The following is a 25,529-nucleotide window of genomic DNA, read 5'->3' as shown; positions in this document are numbered from 1 at the left end:
GACCAGACCTGCTCAATTATGGGGCCTGTCCCGCAGCGCAACCGCCCTGTGCAGGCTGCGCGGCATGCAACAAATTGACAGTCTCTACCGGCAGCTTTTCTATCGAGGTAACACAACAGAAAGCCCACACCATGACCGATTTCCCCTTGCTCGACCTCGCTGCCTTCGCTGCCGCCGATCCGGAGGGCCGCGCCGCCATCGGAGCCGAAGTGGATCGCATCTGTCGCGAAACCGGCTTTCTTGCCGTCACGGGCCATGGCGTGCCCGACGAGGTGATCGAAAACCTCTGGTCGCACGCCCGCACCTTTTTCGCACAATCGCCCGAGGACAAACACAAGGTCGCCCCCACCCCCGGTGGCCCCTACGGCTATCTCGGCCCCGGCACCGAGGCTCTGGCGAAATCCCGCGGAGAGGACACGCCGCCCGATCTCAAGGAAAGCTTCAACGGTGGCCCTGCCGCCATTCCGCCGGGAGAGACCGACCCGGATGCGCTGGCCTTCTGCTATGCACCAACGCCCTTCCCCGCACTTCCCGGTTTCAAGGACGCATGGCGCACCTATTATGCCGAGATGGAAACCCTCGCCGCCCGGATCATGGAGGTTTTCGCGGTGGCGCTCGACCTGCCCGCCGATCATTTCGCACCCTTTATTTCGACGCCGATCTCAGGGATGCGCGCGCTGAACTACCCGGCACAGGACAAGGCACCCAAAGAGAACCAGCTCCGCGCCGGAGCGCATACGGATTACGGTTCCCTCACCATCCTCCTGCCCGAACCCGGCTCGCGCGGTCTCGAAATCCTCACGCCCGAGGGCACTTGGCGCGGCATTCCGCCGGTGGACGGCGCTTTCGTGATCAACATCGGCGATCTGATGGCGCTCTGGACCAATGGGCGCTGGACCTCGACGCTGCACCGGGTCGTCACGCCGCCCGACTGGGCCACCAAAACCCGGATGTCGATTGCCTATTTCCATCAACCGAACTGGCATGCCGAAATCAAACCGCTCTCAGGTCCAGCTTCGGGCAGCGTAACCTCCGGACCATACCTGATGAGCAAATTCGCCGCCGCAAACGGGTGATCCCGCTTGCATCTCGTCCTCTGGACCCGCACATAAGCTCCACCGGTCGCAGCCTACCCGGTTACAAAACAAGGACCCGCACCATGAAAACCCTCGTCATCTGCTCCGGCGGATTGGACTCCGTTTCCCTCGCCCATGTGCTTGCTGCAAAGGGCGATCTTTCTCGTCTTGTCTCCTTTGACTACGGCCAGCGTCACGCCAAGGAACTGGACTATGCCGCACGCGCCGCCCAGCGCCTCAATGTGTCGCATCAGATCATCGACATGCGCCCCATAGGTGCTGCGCTCACCGGTTCCGCGCTTACCGATGATATTGATGTGCCGGACGGACATTACGCCGAAGAGACGATGAAGATCACGGTCGTCCCCAATCGCAACGCCATCATGCTGACCATCGCTTTCGGGGTCGCTGCGGCGCAGGGTGACGAAGCCGTCGCCACGGCAGTTCATGGCGGCGATCATTTCATTTATCCCGATTGTCGCCCGGCCTTCACGGAAAGCTTTGAGACCATGCAACGCGCAGCTCTGGACGGCTATGCCGACATCCGCCTCTCCACGCCCTTCGTTCATAAAACCAAAGCCGATATCGTGACAGCCGGGACCGCCGTGGACACACCCTTTGCCGACACATGGTCCTGCTACAAAGGCGGCACGCGTCACTGTGGCCGCTGCGGCACCTGTGTCGAGCGCCGAGAAGCCTTTCACCTCGCAGGCATTCCCGATCCGACCGACTACGAAGACCCGGGGTTCTGGAAAGCCGCGATTGCTCAAGCCTCCCGCAAAAACGATCGTTAAAAGCCTCCACTCAAACCTTTCGCGAAATGCTTTCACGATACGAATGAACACGACAAAAGCCCCGCCTCGACCGAGACGGGGCTTTCCTACAGTTGGCCGCATCCAAATATAAATATGACTGACCTTACGCCTTACCGTTCCGGCCCCGCCGTGCATCCGGATGCAGCGCCGTACCTAGGATGTGCTCGCTTTTGTGCACCACATGGCCCGCGTGACCGACGATCAGCGGATCGGGTTCGCCGATCAGCGCCTCGTCCTTGTCCGGATAGTCGATCGTCATCAGGAAATGCTTCATGCATTCGATCCGAGCGCGTTTCTTGTCGTTCGATTTCACGATGATCCAGGGCGCATCCGCCGTGTCCGTGTAAAAGAACATCGCCTCCTTCGCCTCGGTATAATCGTCCCATTTGTCCAGCGAGGCCTTGTCGATCGGCGACAGCTTCCACTGTTTCAGCGGGTCGGTTTCCCGTGCCTTGAACCGGCGTTGCTGTTCGGCCTGCGTCACCGAGAACCAGTATTTGTAGAGCTTGATCCCCGAGCGGCTCAGCATCCGCTCGAACTCCGGCGTCTGACGCATGAATTCGAGATATTCGTTCGGCGTACAGAACCCCATCACCCGCTCCACGCCTGCGCGGTTGTACCACGAGCGGTCATAGAGCACGAACTCGCCCGAGGTCGGCAAATGTTCGATGTAGCGCTGAAAGAACCACTGGCCCTTCTCGGTCTCCGTCGGCTTGTTCAGCGCCACGACACGGGCATGCCGCGGGTTCATATGCTCCATGAAGCGCTTGATCGTGCCACCCTTGCCCGCCGCATCGCGCCCTTCGAACAGAAGCACATATTTGTCCCCGGTCTGCTGGGCCCAGAGCTGCGCCTTTAGAAGCTCCGCCTGAAGCGCCACCTTGGTGCGCTCGTATTCCGTGCGGGTCATCTTTTTGCGGTATGGATATTTGCCGCTCTCAAACGCTGCGCGGATCTTGTCCGGGGTCACTGTCGGGAAATGCTTCGGCCCGCCCTGCACAACGGCTGTATCCTGCGCCCCGGCCTGTGCTTCGGCCTGTACGTCGGTTGCCACGGAGGATTGCGGCGCGGCGGATGTGCCATTGACGGTTTCAACGGACACAGAGGTTTCGGTGGCGGGCGTGTTGGACGTCGTCATATGGGCATATCTCCATTGTTTGGCAAACTGTGCGCTTGTCACATCCCTGTTACACGAAAACCCTTCCCCTTTCCTTGATCTGAGGCAAGGTTTTCAGCCTTATCCCCTCAACCGCTTGCGCCTTTTGCCGCCCGATGGTCTAATCCTTGACCAACCCGGCAAACATAAGAATCGAGCAAAGCCCCATGTCCGACGATCTACTCACAGGTTCCGAACCCGCCTATGACGCCTCTTCCATCGAGGTGCTCGAAGGTCTGGAACCCGTCCGCAAACGCCCGGGCATGTATATCGGCGGCACGGACGAACGCGCGTTGCATCACCTCGTGGCCGAAATTCTCGACAACTCCATGGACGAGGCCGTCGCCGGTCACGCCAATCGCATCGAGATCACGCTGCACGCCGATCACTCCGTCACCATCGTGGACAACGGTCGAGGCATTCCCGTTGATCCGCACCCGAAATTCCCCGGCAAATCCGCGCTCGAAGTCATCCTCTGTACGCTCCACGCCGGTGGTAAATTCTCCGGCAAAGCCTATCAGACCTCCGGCGGTCTGCACGGCGTTGGCTCCTCTGTGGTGAACGCCCTCTCCGATCTCATGGTGGTGCAGGTCGCCAAGAACAAGGAACTGTTCGAACAACGCTTCTCCCGCGGCATCCCGCAGGGGCCGGTCGAGAAAATCGGCGCCGCCCCGAACCGGCGCGGCACCTCGGTGAAATTCCACGCCGACGAGCAGATTTTCGGTCATCACCGCTTCAAACCCAAGCGCCTTTTCACGCTGGCGCGCTCCAAGGCCTACCTCTTCTCCGGCGTTGAAATCCGCTGGAAGAGCGAGATCGACGATGGCGAGACGCCGACCGAGGCCACGTTCCATTTCCCCGGAGGACTGGCGGATTACCTGTCCGAGACGCTCGGCGCGGTGACCACCTATTCCGACCGCCCCTTCGCCGGTGTGGTCGAGTTCCAGCCCCGCTTCGGTGTGCCCGGCAAGGTCGAGTGGGCGATCAACTGGACGCCGTCGCGCGACGGGTTCATCCAGTCCTATTGTAACACCGTCCCCACCCCCGAAGGCGGCACGCATGAGGCGGGCTTCTGGGCCGCCGTCCTCAAGGGCGTGCGCGCCTATGGTGAACTTGTCGGCAACAAGAAAGCCAAGGACATCACCCGCGACGATCTGCTCACCGGCGGCTGTGCTTTGGTGTCCTGTTTCATTGCGGACCCGGAATTCGTCGGCCAGACCAAAGACCGCCTCGCCACCACCGAGGCCGCCCGCCTCGTCGAAAACTCCGTCCGCGACCATTTCGACAACTGGCTCGCCGCCGACACCAAATCCGCCGGTGCGATCCTCGATTTCCTCGTGCTGCGCGCCGAAGAACGCATGCGCCGCCGTCAGGAAAAAGAAACCCAGCGCAAATCCGCGACCAAGAAACTGCGCCTACCGGGCAAGCTCACCGACTGCACCTCGAAAGATCGCTCCAACACCGAGCTGTTTATCGTCGAGGGCGACAGCGCCGGCGGCTCCGCCAAGGGCGCGCGCAAACGCGAAACGCAGGCTTTGTTGCCTTTGAAGGGCAAGATTTTGAACGTGCTGGGCGCCGCCTCGAACAAGCTCACGTCCAATCAGGAAATCTCCGACCTTTGCGAGGCGCTCGGTGTCGGCATGGGCACGCGGTTCAACGTCGACGATCTGCGTTACGAGCGCGTCATCATCATGACCGACGCCGATGTCGACGGCGCCCATATCGCCTCGCTTTTGATGACCTTCTTCTACACCCAGATGCGCCCGCTCATCGACCAGGGCCACCTCTTTCTCGCCTGCCCGCCGCTCTACCGCCTGACTCAGGGGGCCAAACGCGTCTACTGCCTCGACGAGGCGGAACGGGACATGTGGCTTGAGAAAGGCCTTGGCGGCAAAGGCAAAATTGACGTTTCCCGCTTCAAAGGCCTCGGTGAAATGGACGCCAAGGATTTGAAAGAAACCACGATGGACCCGGCCACGCGTAAACTGATCCGGGTGACGATTGACGAAGACGAACCGGGCGAAACCGCCGATCTGGTGGAGCGTCTGATGGGGAAAAAACCGGAGTTGCGGTTCCAGTACATTCAGGAAAATGCACGGTTTGTTGAGGAATTGGATGTGTAATTAGGATTCTCGAAAGTCTTACTTTCGAGAAGGGGAATGATGGAGAGATATATTCCTGCGGGAGTTAGACGCCAACTCCGTCAAGAAGCTGGTTTCGGCTGCTGCGTTTGCGGAGCACCCTTTGTCGAATACCATCACATTATACCTTGGTCAGAAAAGCAACATAATGATCCCGAACATATGATTGCTCTATGTCCTTCCCATCATACGGAAGTCGCAAAGCTAACGCGACAAAAGCAATATGACCTGAAATTCACTCCTCACAACATAAAAACTGGTCAGATTCGTGGGACACTAATCTCCGCTGAAACTGAACCAAGTTTTATCGTCGGCGGAAATACTTACATCAATACTCCGAAAATATTCACCTATTATGATCTCCCTTTAATTACCTACGACATTATTGAAGGTGAACGTTCACTAAGCCTTTATTTTCCTGACAACAAATTTTGGCCAGAACTTCGAATTACTAACAACCAAATTGCTGCTAACCCTAACAACTTTTGGGACATCGACTTTCATCACAATCTCGCAACCTTTCGGAAGAAGAAGGGTAAAAAGTTTTTAGAAATCGACTTTCGAAACCCTGTGGCCGAACTAAATACAGAATTGGAAATTAGGGCGCAAATATTTCGGTTTTCTCCAACTTCAACCAACTTCGGAACAAACAAGATAGCTGGTGCAAAACTAGTGAATTGTGTTGCTGGAATCGGCTTTGGTTCATCTAGACAAAGGCTGCTCGTTCCAAATTTTGCGCAGCGTATTCCACGGCCACTAATTCAGCATAAAAAAACAGGCGAGCTTTACGAACTCAATGCCTGACCCCAAGCCTCCTGCCCGTGGTGGGGTACGCAAGCATCCCGCCGTTTTGCCGAAGGCAAACAACACATAGTATGGCGGGCAGGATGCTTGGCGATTGCTGAAGCAATCGCAAGGGCACCCCGTGCTGTACACCGCTCCTCTCAAAGCCCTCTCACACAAACCTCACCCTGCCTTCACATTCCCGCGCGCCTACTTGCGTCAATCCGCCACAATCGCCTTATCTCGTGTTAACGCTCACACAGAGCTTGCACACAAGGAGTCCCTTCGATGCAAAACTTTCTCAAATCCCTCGCCCTCACCTTCGCCGCCCTAATGTCCTTCCCGGCGCTGGCCGAGTCCGACGATCCGCTGCACAGCCCGCAGTTCACCAAGACCACCGCACAGATCACGCCGATCACTCCGGCAGACTGAGCGCCGGCAAAAATCCCCGCTCCTTAGCACCCTTCCGCCCACCGGAAAATCGGAGGAACCCTTTTTCCTTGCGGCACGTTATACCTGCTGAAAACAATATTCAGAGGCGTTCCATGACCCGCTTGAAAACCACTGCTCTCATCGCGCTCTCGCTCTTGGCGGCGAGCCCGACGTTTGCAAATCCGAACAAGAACAAGCACGCCGACCGTATCGTCGCTCACAATCCGGGCCATATTCCGGCGGGTTGCGACCTTCCGCCGGGGATCGCGAAACAGATCCGCGAGGGCAAGCGCAGCACTCTGCCTCCCGGGCTCGATCAACAATGCTATGGCAAACAGGCCGCCCATCACCGTTACGGGCGCGGCGACCGTCTGCCCGACGGCTACCGGGTGATCCGCGATTACGACCGCTACGGCCTTCCCGATCCGAAAGGCGACCGCTACGTGGTCTCCGGCGACACGGTCTACAAGATCGCCCGCGACGCCGCCATCGTGATTTCCGCGATGGGGATTTACAACAACATCGTGGGCAACTGAACACGGGCAATCCTGCATGCCCTCGCGCGGGTGGAGACAAAAGCCCGACACAGGTCCGACCTTGTGCCGACCGGGGAGCAAAGCCTTTGACGCTCCGGTCGGCGCCCGCCATAGTCGCGCCATGGCCCGTTCCTTTGATACGCTCGATCTGGTGGCCGCCCACCGGCGGTTACAAAACCTGTTTGACGCGCGGCCCCATCTGGCCGTACGCGCGACAGATGTCGAAGCCTTTCAAACCTATGGCCAGCGCGCCGTGTTTCGTCTCACCTGGGACGGCCGTCCGGCGATTGCAAAGTTGATCTGGCACAGCGAAAAAATCCGCGCAGTGAACGGTCAGACATCGGCTCTCAGGCAGATGGCGGAAATCCTCAAGGGCCGCTCGGCTCATGTTCCGCAAGTCCTTCATATCGCCCCGAAAGCCGGGTTTTTCGTCATGTCTTTTATCGCAGGTCGAAACGGGCTGGAGCACCTGCGCGCGGGCGGTACCATTGCCGAGGTGGTGGAGGCCGGGCGACTGTGGTTGTCGGAAGCCACGCGCACGGATCGGCGCGAGGGCCCGTTTCCGATGGAACGTATCCTGCGCAAGCTCGCGGATTGCGCCGAGGGTCCTGCGGCTGATGTGGTGGCACAGGTACGCACCATGCTCAAGGACACCCCCGAATCTCTGACGATCAGCGGCGGTCATGGCGATTACTGGCCCGGCAACCTGATCCTTGGCCCCGATGGTGTCACCGCGATTGATCTGTCAGGGCGACGCGCCAATGCGGTGATCGAAGACATCGCCTGTTTTGCGCAAGGGATTGCAGAACATAGCGAATTCGGACTGACAGACGAGATCGCGCAGCCGCTTTTGACACTTGTGCCTCCCTCAGAGGCCGCGCACGCATTCCCGATTTTCAGCGGCCTTGCACTGGCGCGCAAGCTGCATGCCGGGGGCGGATTGGGCTATGCACATGAACGGGCGCGCTTTCTCAGGGAAACCTCCTAGGCCGGAACGATCTGCCCCGCATCGAGCCGCACCACCCGGTCCATTTTCGCCGCCAGTGCGAGGTTGTGCGTGGCGATCAGCGCCGAAAGCCCCTCTTCACGCACCAGCCCCATCAGCACGTCAAACACCAGATCGGAAGTCTCCGGATCGAGGTTCCCGGTCGGCTCGTCCGCAAGCAGAAGCCCCGGCGTGTTGGCCAGCGCGCGACAGAAGGCGACGCGCTGCTGTTCGCCGCCCGAAAGCGCCGAAGGCCGATGGGAGGCGCGTTTGCCAACCCCGACTTTCTCCAGCAACCCCATGGCCCGCTCGGAAGCTTCCCGCTCCGGCACGGCATTGGCGAGCTGCGGCAGGATCACGTTGTCGAGCGCGGTGAACTCCGGCAACAGGTGATGGAACTGGTAGATGAAGCCCACCCCCGCACGGCGCATGGCGGTGCGCGCCTTGTCGCCCTGCCCGGTCATGTCCTGACCCGCAATCTGCACCGTACCGCTGTCGGGCAGATCGAGAAGCCCCGCAATGTGCAGAAGCGTCGACTTCCCGGCCCCCGAGGGCGCGATCAGCCCGACGATCTCGCCGCGTGCGACAGTCAGATCGACCCCGCGCAACACCTCGACTTCGTTGGGTTTTCCAGCATTATAAGTCTTTCGGATCTGGTTCAGGGACAGCATGTCACTCATAACGCAGCGCCTCCACAGGGTTCATCCGCGCCGCGCGCCGGGCCGGGAAGATCGTGACGATGAAAGACAGACCGAGCGACAGCGCGACCGCCTTGAAAATATCGACGGAACGCAGCTCGGCGGGCAGTTCGTAAATGCCCCGGATCGACGGGTCCCAGGCCCCGCCGCCATTGAGCCAGTTCACGAAGCTCAGCACCTGGTCGATATAAATCGCAAAGAGCGAACCGAGGATCACACCGAAGATCGTGCCGAGCACACCGGTGATCGCGCCACAGATGAAGAACACCCGCAACACGGAGCCTTCGGTGAGCCCCACGGTGCGCAGGATGCCGATGTCACGGCCTTTGTTCTTCACCAGCATGATCAACCCGGAAACGATGTTCATCGAGGCGATGAGGACCAGCACCGAGAGGATAACGAACATCACATTGTCCTCGATGTCGAGGGCGCGCAGGAAGGTCCCCGAGGCATCACGCCAGGTCCAGACCATGCCACGCTCACCGACCGCCTTCAGGAGCGGCACGGTGATCTCGTCGACCTGATCCGGATGCTCGATCATCACCTCGATCTCATCGGCGGCACCATCGCGGTTGAAGAACTTCTGCGCCTCTGCGAAAGGCAGGTAAGCGCGTGTCTTGTCGATATCATAACGCCCGGCGGAAAAGACATAGACGACCTCGAAGGAGGACACGCGCGGGCTTGTGCCAAAAGCAGTCTTGGCACCGTCCGGGGAGATCAGCTTGATCTTGTCGCCGACCGAAACGCCCAACTCACGCGCCACGCCGGACCCGATGGCGATGCCCTCGGAAAACCGCGAGACATCCCCCCAATGCTCGTCCGGCGAAATTGCCACGCGCGGGATGGTCATCAGGTTCTCAGGCGAAATCCCATAGACCTCGACCCCGGCATTGCGCCCGCTCACAGAGGCCATAACCTGTCCGCGCACCAGAGGGGCGGCACGGGTCACCCCCGGCACGTCGCGCAGCCTGGCGGCCCAGTCGTCATAGTCCTCGATGGCGCGCGAGGTCGTCCCCTCCGGCGTCACGTAGATCGAGGAATAGACCGTCACATGGGCGTTGGAACCGAGGATCGTATCGACGAATTCGTTTCGAAACCCGGTGCGCACGGCGAGCGTGATGATCAGTGCTGCCACGGCAAGCGTAATGCCGATCAGCGAAATCCATGTCATTACCGACACGCCGCCCTCTTCGCGCCGCGCGCGCAGATAGGCAAAGGCGATTTTCCACTCGAAGCGGGAAAAGGGCTTGGTCGTTCTGGCCGCGTCCACGGGGAGGCTCCTCACAGGTTTGCCAGACCAAACCCTTTGACGCACCAAAGGTCAAGCGCAGGCGGGGTGACGCCTGCGTGAGTTGCGGTGATCATTGTGAGATCAGAAGGTGAGACCGGCGCGCGACTTGCTCCGCCGGAACGGCCAAAGCAGAAGCGCCAGAAGCCCCGTGAGCAGGGCCCAGCCACCGAAATACCCCGCAAGCGCGGAAATTCCGCCCTCAAGCGTAAGTGGCAAGGCCGGGCGGAAGTCGTCGAACGTCGCGCGAGCGAGTTTCGTATCGGTAACCCGCTGCGGCATCGTCAACCGCTCCAGCGGCGAGGCGGTGCGCAATGCGGTGAGATCCTCAGACAGGCGCCCATGCCGGTCGATGGTCTCCCGCATGTCCCGGCGGCGGTTTTCGAGAAACACCGATCCTCCCATGGAGGCCAGCGCTTCCTCCCGGGTCATTTCCGCCTTGTGCGCGGAGGCGTCGAAATCGGCGATGACGACACCGAGAGCCTCGACCTGACCGGCGAGGCGCTGCGTATATTGCTGGGTGAACTCGGGAAACTGGGACACAACGGCGGCCCCCAACAGGCCGCCCGCAAGGGCGATTGCTCTCAACATGGCTGCCTCTCTTCCGTCTTGTGCGGAAATTGATGCAGAGAGGCTAAAAGGATTCGGGGGCGGGAGACAAACCCGTCCCCGCCCCCGATTTCAAAACGTGCGAATTCTCGCCGATAAAGCCTCAGAGCCCGGCGTAGATTTTCGCAATCTTCTCGACCGCCATTTCCGGCGTCATCTCTTCGCTCTCGCCGGTGCGGCGCGAGGTCACTTCGACTACGCCGTTCGCAAGCCCGCGCGGCCCGACGGTGATCCGCCAGGGCAGACCGATCAGGTCCATGGTGGCGAATTTCGCGCCCGCGCGTTCGGACCGGTCATCGTAAAGCGGCTCAAGTCCCAGCGCTTCAAAGGATTTATACAGCGCCTCACAGGCCGCATCGGCCGCGTCGTCACCCTGTTTCAGGTTGACGATCCCGACATGGAACGGCGTCACGCCTTCTGGCCAGATGATCCCCTTGTCGTCATGGTTCGCCTCAATGAGAGCGCCCAAAAGACGCGAGACGCCGATCCCGTGGGACCCCATCTGCACCGGCACGGGTTTACCATCCGGCCCCTGCACGGTCGCGCCCATGGCTTCGGAATATTTCGTGCCGAAGAAGAAAATCTGCCCGACTTCGATCCCGCGCGCGGCGCGGCGGCGCTCTTCGGGCACCTCGTTGAACAGCGTTTCGTCATGGGTCTCGTCGGTGCGTGCGTAAAGCGAGGTGAATTCTTCCATCACGGCGCGGCATTGCTCGACGCTGTCATAATCAATCTCGCGCTTGCCGAGTTTGATGTCGGTCACCGCGCTGTCGTAGAACACCTCAGATTCACCGGTTTCGGCCAGCACGAGGAATTCATGGGTGTCATCGCCGCCAATCGGACCGGAGTCGGCACGCATCGGAATGGCCTGAAGCCCCATGCGCTCATAGGTGCGAATATAGCTGACGAGGTGGCGGTTGTAGGCATGCAACGCATCCTCGACGGTCAGGTCAAAGTTGTATCCGTCCTTCATCAGGAATTCGCGCCCGCGCATGACACCGAACCGGGGCCGCATCTCGTCACGGAATTTCCACTGGATATGATAGAGCGTCAGCGGCAAGTCCTTGTAAGACTTGACATAAGAGCGGAAGATGTCGGTGATCATCTCTTCGTTGGTGGGGCCGTAAAGCATCTCGCGCCCCTGACGGTCGGTGATGCGCAACATCTCCTCGCCATAATCGTCATAGCGCCCGCTTTCGCGCCACAGGTCCGCCGATTGCAGAGTTGGCATGAGAAGCGGGATATGACCCGCGCGCTGTTGCTCTTCGTGGACGATCTGCTCGACCTTCTTGAGCACCTTGTAGCCCAGAGGCAGCCAGGAATAGATCCCCGCCGCCTGTTGCCGGATCATGCCAGCACGCAGCATCAGACGGTGCGACGCAATCGACGCCTCGGCGGGAGTTTCTTTCAGAACCGGAAGGAAATAGCGCGACAGACGCATGCGGAAAGCCCTTGAGTGATCAGTGTTTGCAACGGTCTATGCCATCGCCTTGGGTCAGACAAGCCGCAGGGGACGGGAAACTTGCGCACGAAACGTGTATATCAGGATCAGATCCCATTCCTTCCGCTTACTCTCGCGCCTCAGACACCTCAATCCGACACTCTTGCCCGGATGCTCCAGTCAGGACCGCCCCAAAGCCGTCACCGCTCGGCCTGTCGTCAAGCCGGTTAAAAGAGACTTGTCCTTACATATGTACTTCCCCTTGAAACCCATCTCCGCGCGGGCGATATGAAGGGAAACATGGAAAGGCGAGTATGGCGTTACCTGTTCGGGATCAGATGAGGTACTGGGGCATCGCTGCGGTGGTCTTCCTAGCGCTTTTGTGGCTTATGGGGGATGTCATCCTGCCCTTCGTGCTCAGCATGGCGGTGGCCTATATGCTCGATCCGGTGGCGGATCGCCTCGAATCATGGGGGCTGAGCCGGATCGCGGCGACCATCGTGATCACACTTGTCGCCGCGGTACTCTTCGTCCTGACTGCGCTGCTCGTCATTCCGACCCTGGTCAAACAGGCCACGGATCTGGTGAACACCGCACCGGACCTGATCAACAACCTGCAAAATTTTCTGACCGCAAAATTCCCCGTCCTGCTCGATGAAAGCAGCCAGTTGCGTCAGACACTGGCGCAGATCGGCGAGACCATCCAGTCGAAAGGCGGCGAGTTGCTCTCGGGGGCGCTGGCCTCGGCCATGAGCCTGTTCAACGTGGTGATGCTGCTCGTGCTCGTCCCTGTCATCACCTTTTACCTGCTGATGGACTGGGATCGCATGGTGGCGGAAGTCGACAAACTCCTGCCACGCGACCACGCCCCGGTGATCCGGCGTCTCGCCTCCGACATCGACCGCACGCTCGCCTCCTTCATCCGTGGTCAGGGGACGGTCTGTCTGATCCTCGGTACGTTCTACGCCGTGGGGCTCATGCTGGTTGGGTTGAAATTCGGTCTCGTCGCGGGCGCCATTGCCGGTGCTCTGACCTTCATCCCCTATGTCGGCGCCATCGTCGGCGGCATCCTGTCCATCGGCCTTGCACTGTTCCAGTTCTGGGGCGAATGGCAGTGGATCATCGCAGTCGCGGCAATCTTCGCCGTCGGCCAGTTCGTCGAGGGCAATATCCTGACCCCGAACCTCGTCGGTTCCTCGGTCGGGTTGCACCCGGTCTGGCTGATTTTCGCCCTCTCGGCCTTCGGTACGCTCTTCGGTTTCGTCGGCATGCTGGTCGCGGTCCCTGTCGCCGCAGCCCTCGGGGTCGTTGCACGCTTCGCCATCGACCAATACCACGACAGTCGGCTCTACCGTGGCCTCGAAGCCAACGCCCCGCCCCCGACAGACGACGATCTCTGACATGGCCGAACAGCTCATCCTCGATTTGCCAGTGCGTCAGGCGCTGGGGCGCGATGCGTTTTTCGTCTCGCCCTCGAATGCCGTGGCCATGGCCACCCTCGACGCCGTGGACAACTGGCCCTCGGGCAAGCTGGTGCTGGTCGGCCCGGAGGGGGCCGGCAAGACCCATATGGCGCATGTCTGGGCCAGCGACCATGGGGCCGTGATCGTTCCCGGCGACACCTTGGACGACGCGAACATCCCCGCCCTCGCCGCACGTCGTTTCGTCGTGGTCGAGGATGCCGACCGTCTCTCCACCCTGCCCGATCCGCGCCGCGCGGAAGAGGCGTTGTTCCATCTGCACAACCTCACCCTCGCCGAGGGCGGACGGCTTTTGCTGACCGCCCAGAGCGCACCGAACCACTGGACGCTCGGCCTGCCCGATTTGGCGTCGCGCATGCAGGGCACCACGGTGGCGCGGATCGAAGCGCCCGACGACATGCTGCTCACCGCCATGCTGGTCAAACAGTTCGACGACCGGCAGATCGCCGTGCCCGGCACGCTGATCCCATGGCTGGTCAAGCGCATGGAACGCTCGGCGGAGGCCGCGCGCCGACTGGTGGAAACGCTGGACGACGCCGCGCTGCGGTCGGGCAAACCGATCTCCCGCAGCCTCGCGGCACAGTTTTTCCCGAAAGACGACTGAACTCTCCGGAAAGTTTTGTTTTCGCTCAAAAATCATGCGATTGACGAAGGCCGGAGCATTTGGCACTGTCCCCTTGGATGAGCCAGAGGACACGCTTGTGACTGATATGACCGACCTTCCTCGCACCGAGCCTGCGCAACAGGATTGGGGCATTTTCGGGCGTCCGCTGTTTCTCGACCAAGAGGCCCGAGCCCTGTCGCGGGTCGGCGTGGTCGATGTCGGCTCTAACTCTGTACGGCTGGTCGTCTTCGACGGCGCGGCGCGCAGCCCCGCCTATTTCTACAACGAAAAGATCATGTGCGGCTTGGGCGCGGGGCTTCGGGAAACCGGACGGCTCAACCCGGAGGGCAAAATCCGCGCCCTGTCCGCGATCCGCCGATTTCAGAAACTGGCGCAAGGCATGGGAATCCCACCACTGACGGCGGTTGCGACCGCCGCGGTAAGGGAGGCTGAGGACGGTCCCGCGTTTCGGGAGGAGATCGAGCGGGAGACCGGCCTCAGCCTTTGGGTCATCGACGGCGAGGAAGAGGCGCGGCTCACGGCGCAGGGCGTGCTTCTGGGCTGGCCGGAGGCGGACGGGCTCGTCTGCGACATCGGCGGCTCCTCGATGGAACTGGCGATCGTCTCGAAAGGCACCGTTGGAAAACGTGTCACCTCACCGCTCGGCCCGCTGAAACTTCAGGGGCTCAAGGGCGGGCGTAAAGGGCTCAAAGACCACATCGCACCGATCATGAAGGATCTGGCCGCCACCATGGGCACAGATCACAAGCGGATTTATCTGGTGGGCGGCTCATGGCGTGCCATTGCCCGGATCGACATGGAGCGGCGCAATTATCCGCTGCATGTGCTCCACGAATACCGGATGTCGAGCCGCTCGGTCACCGACACGATCAAATTCATCCGCAAAAGCGACATGGCCGATCTGCGCGCCAGAACCGGCACCTCCTCGGCCCGCATGTCGCTTGTACCGATTGCCGCCGAGGTGCTGCGCCAGCTCGTGCGTACCTTTCATCCGAAAGAGATTTGCATCTCCTCCTACGGCATTCGCGAGGGGCTTTTGTTTGAGCAGATGCCCGAGAGCGTGCGCGCCCGCGACCCGCTGATCGAGGCCTGCCGGTTTTCCGAACAGAAGGACGCGCGCATGCCGGGTTTCGGCAAGCGTCTGCATGCCTTCATCGAACCGATATTCCGCGCCCGGCAATATGAAAAGATGCGGCTGATCCGCGCCGCCTGCCTTTTACACGATGTGACATGGCGGGCGCATCCGGATTACCGGGCGGAGGTCTGTTTCGACAATGCCACGCGCGCCAATCTCGGCGGGCTAACTCATAACGAACGGATTTTCCTCGGGCTGGCGCTGCTCCATCGCTACAAGAACTCACGCGAAAACACGCCCTTTGCCGATCTGATCGATATGCTGTCGGACCGGGAAATCCGCGATGCGGAGGTTCTTGGCAAAGCCATGCGGTTTGGTGCGATGCTAACCGTGGATGCCCCGAACAATCTGGCGAAGCTCGATTATTTCCCGAAGAAGAAAGAACTGATCCTGACACTCACCCCCGAGGCGGAGGACCTGTTCGGCGAGGTCACCGATGCCCGTTTCCAATCGCTGGCCGCCAGTCTCGGGGCCAAAACGGAAGTGCGTCACACTCAGGCGTGACGTTCAGATGTCAATCGCCCCTTCCGGCGCATCGGGCACCACGCGTTCCGGCGCTTCGTCCTCCGGTCGGTCCGGCTTGCGCCGGATCAGAATATCGCCATTGGGCAAAATCTCAGGCGCTTCATAGGCGTTTAGATCGTCGACGAAACCCTCAAGGTCCTCAAGCGCCGGTCCCATCTCCTCGAACAACTGTTGCAACAAAAGCCTTGAGCCCTCGCGCAGCATGTTCCAGCCTTCCGATCCTTCGGAAGGCGCGGCGTCTTCCGCGGCCAAAGGCCCCGCCAGCAACATCATGATCAGAGCAATCCGTTTCATGGCTCTCATATAAGCGCTCTTCATGACGATTTCACCCCGGTGTCGCAGATCTCAGGGCAGATCGAGGTCAACCGTCACCGGGAAATGGTCCGAAGCGGTCAGGAGCGCATGCTGCAATTCCGGTGTCTGGAAACACAGAGGATTGTCGAACGGGTGCCAGATGCGCCATTTCGCACCGTCTTTCAGGTCCTGTGAGATCATCACATAATCGAGCAAAGCGGAGAGGTAACGCTCCTCCTCGTCGATATAGAAACGCGCGGAGGTCGGCCCCTGATTGCCGCGTCTGGCAAGCGCCTCGGTCGCGTTCGGATCGCAAAGCCGCATCTCCGGTGGCACATCCGGGTCCTCGCGCCCCATGACGATCTCGACGCCCGAGCGCCCGAAGAGCTTTTCATATTCGTCGAGCCCCGGACCGTCATTAAAATCCCCCAGAACGATCAGGGACTCTCCCGCCTCCAGATGTCCCTCCACCCGTTCACGCAGCCAGATGCATTGCGCCAGTTGCTTGCGCCGGTTCTCGATGGAAATGCGGATCACGTCGTCCCGCCTGCGCGCGCCATGAGGCGCCTTGGATTTCACATGCACTCCGATCATGCGAAAGGCAAAGCCGGTCTCCCGCACCTCCATCGCCAGTTCCAGCGGCGGCTTGGAAAATCGCACCTCTTCGCGATCCCGGTCGGTGTCGAGGTCCAGCCGATAGATCGAATTGAACGCAGGCGGCTCAAAGGCCTCGCCCAATCCCGCAGGCGCGCCCATCGGATCGTGCCGCGCGCGCAGCACCAGCGGGTCGTACATCAGCGCGATTTCCTGCTGGGTTTCGTTCACATAGCCCATTTCCACCGCCATCGCTCGCAGTCCCGCCCAATCCGCAAATTGTTCGAGCGCCCGGCGCGTGTCGCGACGGCGGTTAGTGTCAGGGGCTTCGATCACCATGATCGCATCGGCATCCATCGCAGTGAACACCTTGCCCAGAGCTTCGAGTTGCATCTCACGCGTCACATTGTGTCGCGCCGACCACTCATCGTCTGCCAGAGGCCGCCCCTTGTTGTCGAACAGGTTGTCGAACCATTCGACGTTATAGGTGGCGATCCTGATTTTCATGCCGCCCGCTCCGCCTCGATCTCTTCCCAGGCGGCATTGATTTCCACCAGCCGGTCGGAGGCGAGCCTGACCGCCTCTTCCGGCACACCGCGGGCGATCATCCGGTCAGGATGGGTTTCACGCACAAGGGCGCGATAGGCCTTCTTGATTTCATCATACGAGGCCGAAGGATCGACCCCCAGCACATCGTAAGGGTCACGCACCGCGTCAGGCACGTAGCGCGCCCGAAGCGCCCGGAAGGCACGCGGGTCAACGTCGAAAATCTCCGCCACACGGGTCAGAAAAGCGTCCTCGCCCGGATGATATTCGCCATCGGCCATGGCGATATGGAACAGCCCGTCCATGAGATCCATCAGCGGGCGGCATTCATCGCCATACATCTTCTTGACGCTTTTGGCGTAATCCTCGAAGCCTGCCACGTCCTGACGGGCGAGGTTGAACACCCGCGCAGCGGCGGCCTCGTCCTCTTTCGCGATCTGGAACACCTCACGAAACGCCGTCACCTCGTCGCGGGTCACAAGCCCGTCAGCCTTGGCCATTTTCGCGCCCAGCGCGATCACCGCAATAGTAAAGCCCACGCGCCGTTCCGGGTCCGAGCGGAACTGCTCGAACACCGAGGCAAGGCTTTCGCCCGCCCGAAGCGCCTTGAGCGCATCCAATATCCGGGTCCAGATCGACATGGGGGCAGTTTATCCGGGAAACCCGGTCAAGTCCCGCGACAAATCCGTGAGTTCAAAGGAATTTCTGTAGAAAAAGCACATCGAGCCAGCGGTCGAATTTGAACCCCGCCTGCGGGATACGCCCTGCTTCGACATAGCCGAGCGCCTTGTGAAAGGCGATGGAGGCGGCATTGTCGGCGTCGATGACCCCGATCATCGAATGATGCCCGGCCTCGCGCGCGTGCTGTTCGACCATGAGCATCAGCGTCCGCCCAAGACCAAACCCCTGCGCCGCGTCGCTCAGATAGACGGAATGCTCCATGGTAAAGCGATAGCCGTTGTTACCCGGACGGAACTGATCATAAGTCGCGTAGCCCACCACCTCGCCCCTGATCTTGGCGACGTAAAACGCCCGACCGCGCGCCAGACGATCACCGATCATCGCCACCCAGCCCGCTTCGTCGCGCTCCACAGAGGAAAACGACGCGGTAGACTCCGCGATCACCGGTGCCATGATGGCCCTGAGTGCGAGGGCGTCATCCGCCCGCGCCACACGCAAATGCGGTTTTTCTGTCATGCGACCCAGATCTCCCCTGACGGCGTGCCGATCTCGGCCATAAGGCCCGGCGTTTCGGCTTGCACAATTCGAACATGCTCCATGGCGGAGATAAAAGGCGCGAGCGCCTCGCGCAACTCTTCCGGTTCCGGGTGCATGATTTTCAGTCGACGAAAGGCCAGTCCCGGATCGGGCAGCCCCGGCACGGGCCGTGACGAGTGCCATTCGATCAACGCCGGAAAACAATTGTCAAAAGGCAGAACGCCCGTCTCCGGCACGATCATTCGCCAGGCATATGCACCCCGCTGAAACGACATGATCCGCCCGACATCGGCGGGGGCCAGTTCCCAGGCCTCTTCGAGATCGGGGCAGGACACGACCCAGTTGGTAAGCCGGGGCGGCCCGCCAAAGTTATCGAGATCGAACCAACGGGGAAAATCGGGACGCTTCGCCGCCGGATCGGGGGCGATCACCTCAAGATAGGCATCGCTGCCATCCGGGCGCGCCATGGCCAGCAGCACGTTATGCGTTCCCATGTCCTTATGCACCCCGCCCGGGCCGAATTCGACGTCGAGCAAAGCCTCCATCGCATCCTTGCCCTGCTCCAGATCGGAAGCGGAAATCACCAGATGATCAATCCGGTAGGTCATTGCTATTGCCCTTATTGAAACCGGGGAAACGAGTCCCCATCTCCATATGACCCACCCTTAACTCAACTTTCAGGAAAGACCAGAAAAAGACAATGCTCCTGCGCAAATTGGAACAGTTCTTCGACAGTGAGATTTCAGGCGGTATCGTGCTCATGGTAGCCGCCGTCGCTGCCATGTTCGTGGCCAATTCCTCGCTTTATCCGTATTACGATGGCGCATTGTCGTCGTATTTCACCGTTCAACTCGGAGACACCGGCCTCTCCAAACCCCTGATCCTTTGGATCAACGACGGGTTGATGGCGGTGTTCTTTCTGCTCGTCGGACTTGAGCTCAAACACGAACTGATGGAAGGCAAACTCAAGAACCCGCGCGACGTGGTTCTGCCCGGCATGGCCGCCGTGGGCGGCATGATCATGCCCGCCCTAGTCTATTTCGCCCTCAATATCTCCTCGCCCGAAACCCATTCCGGCTGGGCCATTCCGGCAGCGACTGACATCGCCTTCGCGCTTGGCATTCTGGCGCTGGTGGGGGATCGGGTGCCATCGTCGCTCAAGGTCTTTCTTTTGACGCTGGCGATCCTCGATGACCTCGGTGCGATCCTGATCATCGCGTTCTTCTACACCGCCGAATTGCATCTCGATTACCTGTTCCTCGCGGTCATCCCCTTGGCGATCATGTTCTACCTCAATCGCTCCGGCATTCACCGGATCGCGCCAATCATCCTGTTGGGGACGGTGCTCTGGGTGCTGGTGCTGAAATCCGGCGTGCATGCAACGCTCGCGGGCGTGATCACCGCCTTCTTCATCCCGATCAAGGACAAATGGGGCAAGTCGCCGTTGCATGCGCTTGAAAACGCGCTTTCTCCCTATGTGTTCTTCCTGATCGTGCCGGTCTTCGCCTTTGCCAACGCGGGCGTGGTGCTCTCGGGCGTGACCCTTGCCGATGTGTTCTCACCGCTGCCGCGGGGCATCGCTCTGGGTCTCATCCTTGGCAAACAGATCGGCGTCTTCGGAATGACCTGGATTTTGGTGAAATTTGGCGTAGCCAAGAAACCCTTCGGCGCGACTTGGCTCCATATCTATGGTGTCGCGGCGCTGGCGGGGATCGGTTTCACCATGTCGCTCTTCATCGGCGGGCTGTCCTTCGAGGATGCGTTCCATATGAACGAAGTGCGCATCGGCGTGCTCTCCGGCTCGATCATCTCCGCGATCATCGGTTTTGTCGTGCTCAAACTCGCCCCTGCGGCGGATGCCAAACCGGCCCTGAAAGAGGCCGAAGTCACCGCCTCTGAGGTGCAGGAACCCGCACATTAAGTGCCTCTCATTGCAAAACGAAAGGGCCGGAGGAACGATCCCCCGGCCCTTTTTCTTGGCTGAAATACTCAGCTCAGACGCTTATTCCGTCGAAATCAGGTCGAGAATCTGACGCGCCGCCGCCGGGATGTTGGTGCCCGGCCCGAAGATCGCCTTGACGCCTGCGTCATAGAGGAACTGGTAATCCTGCTGCGGGATCACACCACCGCAGATCACGATGATGTCTTCGGCGCCCTGCTCTTTCAGGGCCTCAATGAGCTTCGGCGCCAAGGTCTTGTGACCTGCGGCCTGCGAGGAGATGCCCACGATATGCACGTCGTTGTCGATGGCGTCTTGCGCGGCCTCCTCCGGCGTCTGGAACAGCGGGCCAACATCGACATCAAAGCCGATATCGGCAAAGGCGGTGGCGATGACTTTCGCGCCCCGGTCATGGCCGTCCTGACCCATCTTGACGACGAGCATGCGCGGACGACGCCCGGCTTTCTCGGCGAAGGTTTCGACGTCTTTCTGGATCTGGGCAAAACCCTCGTCCCCCTCGTAGGCGGCGCCATAGACGCCCGCCAGCGTTTTCACCTCGGCCCGGTGACGTCCGAATGCTTTCTCCATGGCCATCGAAATCTCCCCAACGGTTGCACGGGCACGGGCGGCCTCGACCGCCAGCGCGAGGAGGTTGCCCTCGCCGGATTTCGCCGCCCGCTCCAGCGCACCAAGCGTCTCTTCGACCTTGGCGGCATCGCGGCTGGCTTTGATCTTGTCGAGGCGGGCAATCTGGCTGTTGCGCACGGCCACGTTGTCCACGTCGAGAATGTCGATCGGGTCTTCCTTGTCCTTGCGGTATTTGTTGACGCCGACAATTACCTCTTCGCCACGGTCGATCATGGCCTGACGTTTGGCTGCGGTTTCCTCGATCCGAAGCTTCGGCATGCCGGAGTTGACGGCCTTGGTCATGCCGCCCATCTCTTCGATCTCTTCCATCAGAGCCCAAGCCTTGTCGGCCAGTTCCTTGGTGAGGCTCTCAACGTAGTAAGACCCCGCGAGCGGATCGACGACGTTGGTGATCCCGGTCTCTTCCTGCAATATGAGCTGCGTGTTCCGGGCAATGCGCGCCGAGAACTCGGTCGGAAGCGCGATGGCCTCGTCCAGAGCATTGGTGTGCAGCGATTGCGTGCCGCCAAGTGCCGCCGACATCGCTTCATAGGCGGTGCGGATCACGTTGTTATAGGGATCTTGCTCCTGCAAGGACACGCCCGAGGTCTGACAGTGAGTGCGGAGCATTTTGGACTTGGAGAGCTTCGGTTCGAACTCCTCCATCACGCGCGTCCAGAGATAACGCGCGGCGCGCAGCTTCGCAGCCTCCATGAAGAAGTTCATGCCGATGGCAAAGAAGAACGACAGACGACCGGCGAACTTGTCCACATCCATCCCCGCCTTGATCGCGGTGCGGACATATTCGCGCCCGTCGGCAAGCGTGAACGCGAGTTCCTGCACGAGGTTCGCCCCCGCTTCCTGCATGTGGTAGCCGGAGATCGAGATCGAGTTGAATTTCGGCATCTCGTTCGCGGTGAATTCGATGATGTCCGCGATGATCTTCATCGAGGGTTCCGGCGGGTAGATATAGGTGTTGCGCACCATGAATTCTTTCAGAATGTCGTTCTGAATGGTCCCCGCAAGCAACGCGCGATCATGGCCCTGTTCCTCGCCCGTCACGATGAAATTGGCGAGGATCGGGATCACCGCGCCGTTCATCGTCATCGACACGGAGACCTTGTCCAAAGGAATGCCGTCGAACAGGATTTTCATGTCCTCGACAGAGTCGATCGCCACACCGGCCTTGCCGACATCGCCCACCACGCGCGGGTGATCGGAATCGTAGCCCCGGTGCGTGGCCAGATCGAAAGCAACAGAGACCCCCTGCTGACCGGCGGCCAGCGCCTTGCGGTAAAACGCGTTCGATTCCTCGGCGGTCGAGAAGCCCGCATATTGCCGGATGGTCCAGGGGCGGCCCGCATACATCGTCGCCTTCACACCCCGGGTGAAAGGCTCCATCCCCGGTGTGTTGCCGAGATGATCCATGCCCTCAAGGTCGTCCTCGGCATAGAGCGGCTTGACCTTGATCCCCTCAAGTGTGTTCCACTCAAGGCTCTCAAGCGGCTTGCCTCGAAGCTCCTTCTCGGCCACCTCTTCCCATTTTTTCCTGTCCGTCATCGTCAGGCTCCTTCCCGTTTTCGCATCGTCCCCCCCGAAGGGGCACGTTCAACCTTGGTTTGGCCGTCCCGTCCCCCTATATAGAAGGCACACCGGGAGGACCGATGAAACAAATCTATCTCGCCGCCATCGCAGCGCTTTTCCTGATCCCCGCCCCGCTTCTGGCGCAAGAAGACGTGGCAGACGCACCGCTAATCCAAAGCGCCGGAGACACCGAACTTTCCGAGTTCAAATGGCAGAACCGCGTCCTCGTCGTCTTCGCCGACAGTCCGCTGGACCCATCGTTCAGCGACCAGCTCCTTTTGCTGGAAGCACGTCCCGAGCCGCTTCTGGACCGCGATGTGGTGATCCTCACCGACACCGACCCAGACGCCCGCGCCCCGATCCGCACAGCGCTCCGCCCGCGTGGCTTCGCCCTTGTCATCGTCGACAAGGACGGGCGCGTGATGCTCCGTAAACCAGCACCCTGGGACGTGCGCGAGATCACCCGCGCCATCGACAAGACACCGCTGCGGCAACAGGAGATCGAAAGCGGGCGGTAGGTCTCAAACATCGAAGAAACCTCCCGTCGCTTCCCCATCCCGCACCAGACCGATCTCGCGCAGGTAGGACAACAGCCTTTCCTGCGTTTCGGCGTCCAGGGATCGCAAATATTTGCGATGCAATGACAACAGCGCGCGGGGCTCTTTCGCAATCGCATCCAGTGTTGCACCGACCTCTTCAGTATTTAAGATACGGTAAATCGGTGCATCCCGACGCACTGAAAATGCCTTCATCCAGTCGGAACTGTCGGGTGACATCGCGGCATACAACAACATGAATTCCGTCGATTTCGCACTGCGTCGCGCAAAGAAACATTCCAAAGCGCCAAGCGTTTCTTCCAGACGCCCGACGGCCCTGACCATGTCCTCCCGCCGGTGCACAATCGGCGTCAGGGAGGGCGGAATCGACGTTCTTTGCGGCACGGCTGAACCAATTCGCCGGGCGGATTTCGCGGCCCATTCGAGGTAATTCGTCTCTTGCGTCGCAGGTTCGACACGGGGACGTCCGTCCGCATCCACGAATTCCGAGGCATCTGTGGAGCGGATGAAAAAATTCTTGGCATCCAGAATGACGATATAATCCCCCGTCGCCCGATAAGCAGCCAAAAGCTTGAAGGCCTGCTGCATCAGCCAGCCATTGTTTCGCGCCCAGCCATAGACCACCCGTGGCTTGCCCTGAATACGGTCCCGATACGGCCGCCAGGCACAGCGCGGGCCGCTGGCCCAAAACCGTTCCAGATGCGCCAGCACGCCGCCCTTCACCGGACGCAGCAAGGATGATCCGGCAATGATCTGCACGCGCTCGGCCAAGTGCCCCCATTCCGCCAGCATAGCCTCCACCCCGCGCTGGCAAGCCTCCTCATCCTCGTCGTTCAGAACGATCAGGATGGAATTGACATCTTCGGGCTTGAGAAACCGCGCCATGGAGCGTGCCTGCAAGCGCAACATCTCCAGTTCCGTGCGGAAAATCACCGTCACAAAATCCAGACCGCCACCGACGGTGGCACTGTCCTGCACCGGTTTCAGGGCGACGTCAGCCATGGGAAGCCTCCCGCACATCGGCTTCACCAACCGTCACGTACCGCAAACAACGGATCGTGACGGGCGCAGGTGCTATTCGCGAAAATCCTCCGCCAGAGGAATGCGCCCGAAGGCGATTTTCGCCCCCGTGTAGGGCACGTGGTGCGGCGGCAAGAGGCCATAGCGCACCGTATCCTGACCGAAGCGCTGGTTGAGCCGGTCGATGGCAAGACAGAGTGGTGCGCGGTCCTCTGAGGGCGCGAAGAGATCGTCCATCACCCGCGCTTGCGAGATCAACCCGCCCAACATGACAGAGACGGCTTTCGGACGTGGACAAAGGAGCAGTTCCGCCCAGTAGCCCGCCAGAACATCCAGCAGAAAGAACGTGTCCTGCGTCGCCCGGATCGTGCCGTCCCGACGCTGCCGTGACCCGGATTTGCATTTCACACTGACCGACAGGCTGCGGGCGCAGAACCCTTCCCGGCGCAGACGGGATGCGGCCTTGATCAGCAGACGCCGGGTGACGAGCCGCGCGCCCTCGGGCGTCGCATTCGGCCCTGTGAGCACCTGCCCATGGCCGATCATGCCACGTTTGGTCTCCGGCCAAACCACCGTTTCGCCGCGCAACTCGCGGATGAACCGCTCCCCCGCGACATTGCCCCAGATCGCCCGTGCGCGTTTCGGTGCGATGCGATAGAGCGTCACCACATCCGGAATTCCGGCGGCCTCCAGCCGGGCTTTCATCCGCCAGGACACCCCCGGCAAGTCGTCCAGCGCCAGATGTGCGATCCTGTCGGGAAGAACCTCCGGTGTGAGCCAGTGAAGCCCCATCGGCTTTTCCAACTCGGCAGCAACTTTCGCCAAGAGCCGGGTAGGCCCCAAACCGACGGAACAGCGCAAGGCCGGGCTGACTTGTGTCAGTACCGCGTGCTGCAAATCCCGTCCGATTTCCAGAGCCCGCGACAATTCCTGCTCCGAACCGGTTAAAAGACAGGAGCATTCGTCGATCGACCAGACCCGGTGCACCGGAATGACCGTTTCGACCGCCTGCAAAATCGCATGATGATAGTCGACGCAGATATCGTGTTTGACCGGACGAAAGACGATCCCCGGACAGAGCCTGCGCGCTTCGTCCTGCCGCGTGCCCATGCGCACGCCGTGTCGTTTCGCCTCGACACTCGCCGCGATACAGGCGGCGTTCGGCGCATCCGTTGTCAGAACCCCCACGGGCCGCCCCATCAGCGCAGGCTCCTCGGCCTGCGCCACGGAGGCGTAGTAGCTGTTCATATCGAAGAACAGGGTTGAGACGCGCAGAGGCGGAAGCTGAGACATGACCGGGCAGACAGGAGAGAGACGCTGCGCCAAGATTAGAACAAATGGAGAACATTTGTCCAGCCGTTCCCGCAAAGTGCCGCAGGTACGCGACGCTCTGCGCCCCCGGCACTTCTTGAGTTCGCTTGATG

25 protein-coding genes are annotated in these 25,529 nt (G+C 60.6%); 12 read left to right on the top strand and 13 right to left on the bottom strand.

Annotation, left to right across the window (positions count from 1 at the left end; all coding sequences use genetic code 11):
* Positions 1-131 precede the first annotated feature (131 nt).
* Entirely contained in the window at positions 132-1,076 is a 945-nt protein-coding gene (locus C8N42_RS11655) for an isopenicillin N synthase family dioxygenase (protein WP_107816749.1), read from the top strand.
* Between the two features lie 83 nt (positions 1,077-1,159).
* Positions 1,160-1,870 carry a 7-cyano-7-deazaguanine synthase QueC gene (queC, locus tag C8N42_RS11650; RefSeq protein ID WP_107816748.1) on the top strand — a complete coding sequence of 237 codons (711 nt, stop codon included), beginning with the start codon at positions 1,160-1,162 and terminating at the stop codon, positions 1,868-1,870.
* 124 nt (positions 1,871-1,994) lie between these two features.
* Here queC and ppk2 read toward each other — a convergent pair whose 3' ends face one another.
* Positions 1,995-3,029: a polyphosphate kinase 2 gene (gene ppk2 / locus C8N42_RS11645; RefSeq protein WP_107816747.1), complete on the bottom strand. Its 1,035-nt coding sequence runs from the start codon at positions 3,027-3,029 to the stop codon at positions 1,995-1,997.
* Positions 3,030-3,214: 185 nt separating this feature from the next.
* Here ppk2 and parE point away from each other — a divergent pair, with 185 nt between their 5' ends.
* The 5 genes from parE to C8N42_RS11625 all read left to right on the top strand — a co-directional run bounded on the left by parE (position 3,215) and on the right by C8N42_RS11625 (position 7,927).
* On the top strand, positions 3,215-5,170 hold the full coding sequence (parE, locus tag C8N42_RS11640; RefSeq protein ID WP_107816746.1) for a DNA topoisomerase IV subunit B: 1,956 nt from the start codon (positions 3,215-3,217) through the stop codon (positions 5,168-5,170).
* A 36-nt stretch (positions 5,171-5,206) separates the two neighbouring features.
* The gene (locus tag C8N42_RS11635) at positions 5,207-5,992 is read left to right on the top strand and encodes an HNH endonuclease (RefSeq protein ID WP_107816745.1); all 786 of its coding nucleotides are present in this window, start codon (positions 5,207-5,209) and stop codon (positions 5,990-5,992) included.
* A 267-nt stretch (positions 5,993-6,259) separates the two neighbouring features.
* Positions 6,260-6,403 (top strand): hypothetical protein, encoded by a 144-nt coding sequence (locus tag C8N42_RS21615; protein ID WP_170109284.1) that lies wholly within the window; start codon positions 6,260-6,262, stop codon positions 6,401-6,403.
* 113 nt (positions 6,404-6,516) lie between these two features.
* Positions 6,517-6,939: an RcnB family protein gene (locus C8N42_RS11630; RefSeq protein WP_107816744.1), complete on the top strand. Its 423-nt coding sequence runs from the start codon at positions 6,517-6,519 to the stop codon at positions 6,937-6,939.
* 121 nt (positions 6,940-7,060) lie between these two features.
* Positions 7,061-7,927 carry a phosphotransferase gene (locus C8N42_RS11625; RefSeq protein ID WP_170109283.1) on the top strand — a complete coding sequence of 289 codons (867 nt, stop codon included), beginning with the start codon at positions 7,061-7,063 and terminating at the stop codon, positions 7,925-7,927.
* Here C8N42_RS11625 and C8N42_RS11620 read toward each other — a convergent pair.
* The 4 genes from C8N42_RS11620 to proS form a co-directional block, all read right to left on the bottom strand.
* Positions 7,924-8,604: an ABC transporter ATP-binding protein gene (locus tag C8N42_RS11620; RefSeq protein WP_107816742.1), complete on the bottom strand. Its 681-nt coding sequence runs from the start codon at positions 8,602-8,604 to the stop codon at positions 7,924-7,926. The two genes, C8N42_RS11625 and C8N42_RS11620, sit on opposite strands and share 4 nt — an antisense overlap.
* Positions 8,597-9,892 (bottom strand): lipoprotein-releasing ABC transporter permease subunit, encoded by a 1,296-nt coding sequence (locus tag C8N42_RS11615; protein WP_107816741.1) that lies wholly within the window; start codon positions 9,890-9,892, stop codon positions 8,597-8,599. The genes C8N42_RS11620 and C8N42_RS11615 overlap by 8 nt, the downstream gene beginning before the upstream one ends.
* Before the next feature lie 102 nt (positions 9,893-9,994).
* On the bottom strand, positions 9,995-10,501 hold the full coding sequence (locus tag C8N42_RS11610; protein WP_107816740.1) for a DUF2937 family protein: 507 nt from the start codon (positions 10,499-10,501) through the stop codon (positions 9,995-9,997).
* A 121-nt stretch (positions 10,502-10,622) separates the two neighbouring features.
* Positions 10,623-11,960, bottom strand: a complete 1,338-nt coding sequence (gene proS / locus C8N42_RS11605; RefSeq protein ID WP_107816739.1) for a proline--tRNA ligase — start codon at positions 11,958-11,960, stop codon at positions 10,623-10,625.
* Positions 11,961-12,274: 314 nt separating this feature from the next.
* Between proS and C8N42_RS11600 the strand changes: the two genes are divergently transcribed.
* From C8N42_RS11600 to C8N42_RS11590, 3 genes are all read left to right on the top strand, one after another.
* Positions 12,275-13,360 carry an AI-2E family transporter gene (locus tag C8N42_RS11600; protein WP_107816738.1) on the top strand — a complete coding sequence of 362 codons (1,086 nt, stop codon included), beginning with the start codon at positions 12,275-12,277 and terminating at the stop codon, positions 13,358-13,360.
* A 1-nt stretch (position 13,361) separates the two neighbouring features.
* Positions 13,362-14,045: a P-loop NTPase family protein gene (locus C8N42_RS11595; protein ID WP_107816737.1), complete on the top strand. Its 684-nt coding sequence runs from the start codon at positions 13,362-13,364 to the stop codon at positions 14,043-14,045.
* 106 nt (positions 14,046-14,151) lie between these two features.
* Positions 14,152-15,705, top strand: coding sequence for a Ppx/GppA family phosphatase (locus C8N42_RS11590; protein WP_107816736.1), 1,554 nt, complete (start codon positions 14,152-14,154; stop codon positions 15,703-15,705).
* Between the two features lie 3 nt (positions 15,706-15,708).
* Here the strand turns inward: C8N42_RS11590 and C8N42_RS11585 are convergent, their stop codons facing one another.
* The 5 genes from C8N42_RS11585 to C8N42_RS11565 are packed head-to-tail and all read right to left on the bottom strand — an operon-like array spanning position 15,709 to position 18,986.
* Positions 15,709-16,029, bottom strand: a complete 321-nt coding sequence (locus C8N42_RS11585) for an AAA+ family ATPase (RefSeq protein ID WP_245890082.1) — start codon at positions 16,027-16,029, stop codon at positions 15,709-15,711.
* A gap of 42 nt (positions 16,030-16,071) precedes the next feature.
* A complete protein-coding gene (locus C8N42_RS11580) occupies positions 16,072-17,115 on the bottom strand; it encodes an endonuclease/exonuclease/phosphatase family protein (RefSeq protein ID WP_170109294.1) in 1,044 nt (347 codons plus the stop codon).
* Between the two features lie 2 nt (positions 17,116-17,117).
* Positions 17,118-17,801, bottom strand: coding sequence for a molecular chaperone DjiA (locus tag C8N42_RS11575; RefSeq protein WP_107816733.1), 684 nt, complete (start codon positions 17,799-17,801; stop codon positions 17,118-17,120).
* A 52-nt stretch (positions 17,802-17,853) separates the two neighbouring features.
* Positions 17,854-18,357, bottom strand: coding sequence for a GNAT family N-acetyltransferase (locus C8N42_RS11570; protein WP_107816732.1), 504 nt, complete (start codon positions 18,355-18,357; stop codon positions 17,854-17,856).
* Positions 18,354-18,986: a VOC family protein gene (locus C8N42_RS11565; RefSeq protein ID WP_107816731.1), complete on the bottom strand. Its 633-nt coding sequence runs from the start codon at positions 18,984-18,986 to the stop codon at positions 18,354-18,356. The genes C8N42_RS11570 and C8N42_RS11565 overlap by 4 nt, the downstream gene beginning before the upstream one ends.
* Before the next feature lie 92 nt (positions 18,987-19,078).
* On the opposite strand from C8N42_RS11565, the gene nhaA reads away from it, so the two are divergent.
* Entirely contained in the window at positions 19,079-20,299 is a 1,221-nt protein-coding gene (gene nhaA / locus C8N42_RS11560) for a Na+/H+ antiporter NhaA (protein ID WP_107816730.1), read from the top strand.
* Positions 20,300-20,380: 81 nt separating this feature from the next.
* Here the strand turns inward: nhaA and scpA are convergent, their stop codons facing one another.
* Complete coding sequence (gene scpA / locus C8N42_RS11555; RefSeq protein ID WP_107816729.1) at positions 20,381-22,504, bottom strand: methylmalonyl-CoA mutase; 2,124 nt, start codon at positions 22,502-22,504, stop codon at positions 20,381-20,383.
* 104 nt (positions 22,505-22,608) lie between these two features.
* Here scpA and C8N42_RS11550 point away from each other — a divergent pair, with 104 nt between their 5' ends.
* The gene (locus tag C8N42_RS11550; RefSeq protein WP_107816728.1) at positions 22,609-23,046 is read left to right on the top strand and encodes a DUF4174 domain-containing protein; all 438 of its coding nucleotides are present in this window, start codon (positions 22,609-22,611) and stop codon (positions 23,044-23,046) included.
* A gap of 3 nt (positions 23,047-23,049) precedes the next feature.
* Here C8N42_RS11550 and C8N42_RS11545 read toward each other — a convergent pair whose 3' ends face one another.
* The gene (locus C8N42_RS11545) at positions 23,050-24,087 is read right to left on the bottom strand and encodes a DUF6492 family protein (protein WP_107816727.1); all 1,038 of its coding nucleotides are present in this window, start codon (positions 24,085-24,087) and stop codon (positions 23,050-23,052) included.
* A gap of 72 nt (positions 24,088-24,159) precedes the next feature.
* On the bottom strand, positions 24,160-25,398 hold the full coding sequence (locus C8N42_RS11540) for a Y-family DNA polymerase (protein ID WP_170109282.1): 1,239 nt from the start codon (positions 25,396-25,398) through the stop codon (positions 24,160-24,162).
* Positions 25,399-25,529 lie beyond the last annotated feature (131 nt).

Source organism: Celeribacter persicus (genome assembly GCF_003050785.1).
In the GTDB taxonomy this organism is placed as follows: Bacteria; Pseudomonadota; Alphaproteobacteria; order Rhodobacterales; family Rhodobacteraceae; genus Celeribacter; species Celeribacter persicus.
Note: the sequence above shows the minus strand (reverse complement) of the source record. Positions and strands in the feature narration are given on the sequence as shown.

What these genes read in the sequence shown, in the direction of transcription:
- scpA (WP_107816729.1), bottom strand. Translation starts at nt 22,504, where the DNA reads ATGACGGACAGGAAAAAATGGGAAGAGGTGGCCGAGAAGGAGCTTCGA.
- C8N42_RS11625 (WP_170109283.1), top strand. Translation starts at nt 7,061, where the DNA reads ATGGCCCGTTCCTTTGATACGCTCGATCTGGTGGCCGCCCACCGGCGG.
- C8N42_RS11540 (WP_170109282.1), bottom strand. Translation starts at nt 25,398, where the DNA reads ATGTCTCAGCTTCCGCCTCTGCGCGTCTCAACCCTGTTCTTCGATATG.
- C8N42_RS11550 (WP_107816728.1), top strand. Translation starts at nt 22,609, where the DNA reads ATGAAACAAATCTATCTCGCCGCCATCGCAGCGCTTTTCCTGATCCCC.
- C8N42_RS11630 (WP_107816744.1), top strand. Translation starts at nt 6,517, where the DNA reads ATGACCCGCTTGAAAACCACTGCTCTCATCGCGCTCTCGCTCTTGGCG.
- C8N42_RS11635 (WP_107816745.1), top strand. Translation starts at nt 5,207, where the DNA reads ATGATGGAGAGATATATTCCTGCGGGAGTTAGACGCCAACTCCGTCAA.
- proS (WP_107816739.1), bottom strand. Translation starts at nt 11,960, where the DNA reads ATGCGTCTGTCGCGCTATTTCCTTCCGGTTCTGAAAGAAACTCCCGCC.
- C8N42_RS11590 (WP_107816736.1), top strand. Translation starts at nt 14,152, where the DNA reads ATGACCGACCTTCCTCGCACCGAGCCTGCGCAACAGGATTGGGGCATT.
- C8N42_RS11655 (WP_107816749.1), top strand. Translation starts at nt 132, where the DNA reads ATGACCGATTTCCCCTTGCTCGACCTCGCTGCCTTCGCTGCCGCCGAT.
- parE (WP_107816746.1), top strand. Translation starts at nt 3,215, where the DNA reads ATGTCCGACGATCTACTCACAGGTTCCGAACCCGCCTATGACGCCTCT.
- C8N42_RS11585 (WP_245890082.1), bottom strand. Translation starts at nt 16,029, where the DNA reads ATGAGAGCCATGAAACGGATTGCTCTGATCATGATGTTGCTGGCGGGG.
- C8N42_RS11545 (WP_107816727.1), bottom strand. Translation starts at nt 24,087, where the DNA reads ATGGCTGACGTCGCCCTGAAACCGGTGCAGGACAGTGCCACCGTCGGT.
- ppk2 (WP_107816747.1), bottom strand. Translation starts at nt 3,029, where the DNA reads ATGACGACGTCCAACACGCCCGCCACCGAAACCTCTGTGTCCGTTGAA.
- C8N42_RS11610 (WP_107816740.1), bottom strand. Translation starts at nt 10,501, where the DNA reads ATGTTGAGAGCAATCGCCCTTGCGGGCGGCCTGTTGGGGGCCGCCGTT.
- C8N42_RS11565 (WP_107816731.1), bottom strand. Translation starts at nt 18,986, where the DNA reads ATGACCTACCGGATTGATCATCTGGTGATTTCCGCTTCCGATCTGGAG.
- queC (WP_107816748.1), top strand. Translation starts at nt 1,160, where the DNA reads ATGAAAACCCTCGTCATCTGCTCCGGCGGATTGGACTCCGTTTCCCTC.
- C8N42_RS11570 (WP_107816732.1), bottom strand. Translation starts at nt 18,357, where the DNA reads ATGACAGAAAAACCGCATTTGCGTGTGGCGCGGGCGGATGACGCCCTC.
- nhaA (WP_107816730.1), top strand. Translation starts at nt 19,079, where the DNA reads ATGCTCCTGCGCAAATTGGAACAGTTCTTCGACAGTGAGATTTCAGGC.
- C8N42_RS11600 (WP_107816738.1), top strand. Translation starts at nt 12,275, where the DNA reads ATGGCGTTACCTGTTCGGGATCAGATGAGGTACTGGGGCATCGCTGCG.
- C8N42_RS11595 (WP_107816737.1), top strand. Translation starts at nt 13,362, where the DNA reads ATGGCCGAACAGCTCATCCTCGATTTGCCAGTGCGTCAGGCGCTGGGG.
- C8N42_RS11575 (WP_107816733.1), bottom strand. Translation starts at nt 17,801, where the DNA reads ATGTCGATCTGGACCCGGATATTGGATGCGCTCAAGGCGCTTCGGGCG.
- C8N42_RS11620 (WP_107816742.1), bottom strand. Translation starts at nt 8,604, where the DNA reads ATGAGTGACATGCTGTCCCTGAACCAGATCCGAAAGACTTATAATGCT.
- C8N42_RS21615 (WP_170109284.1), top strand. Translation starts at nt 6,260, where the DNA reads ATGCAAAACTTTCTCAAATCCCTCGCCCTCACCTTCGCCGCCCTAATG.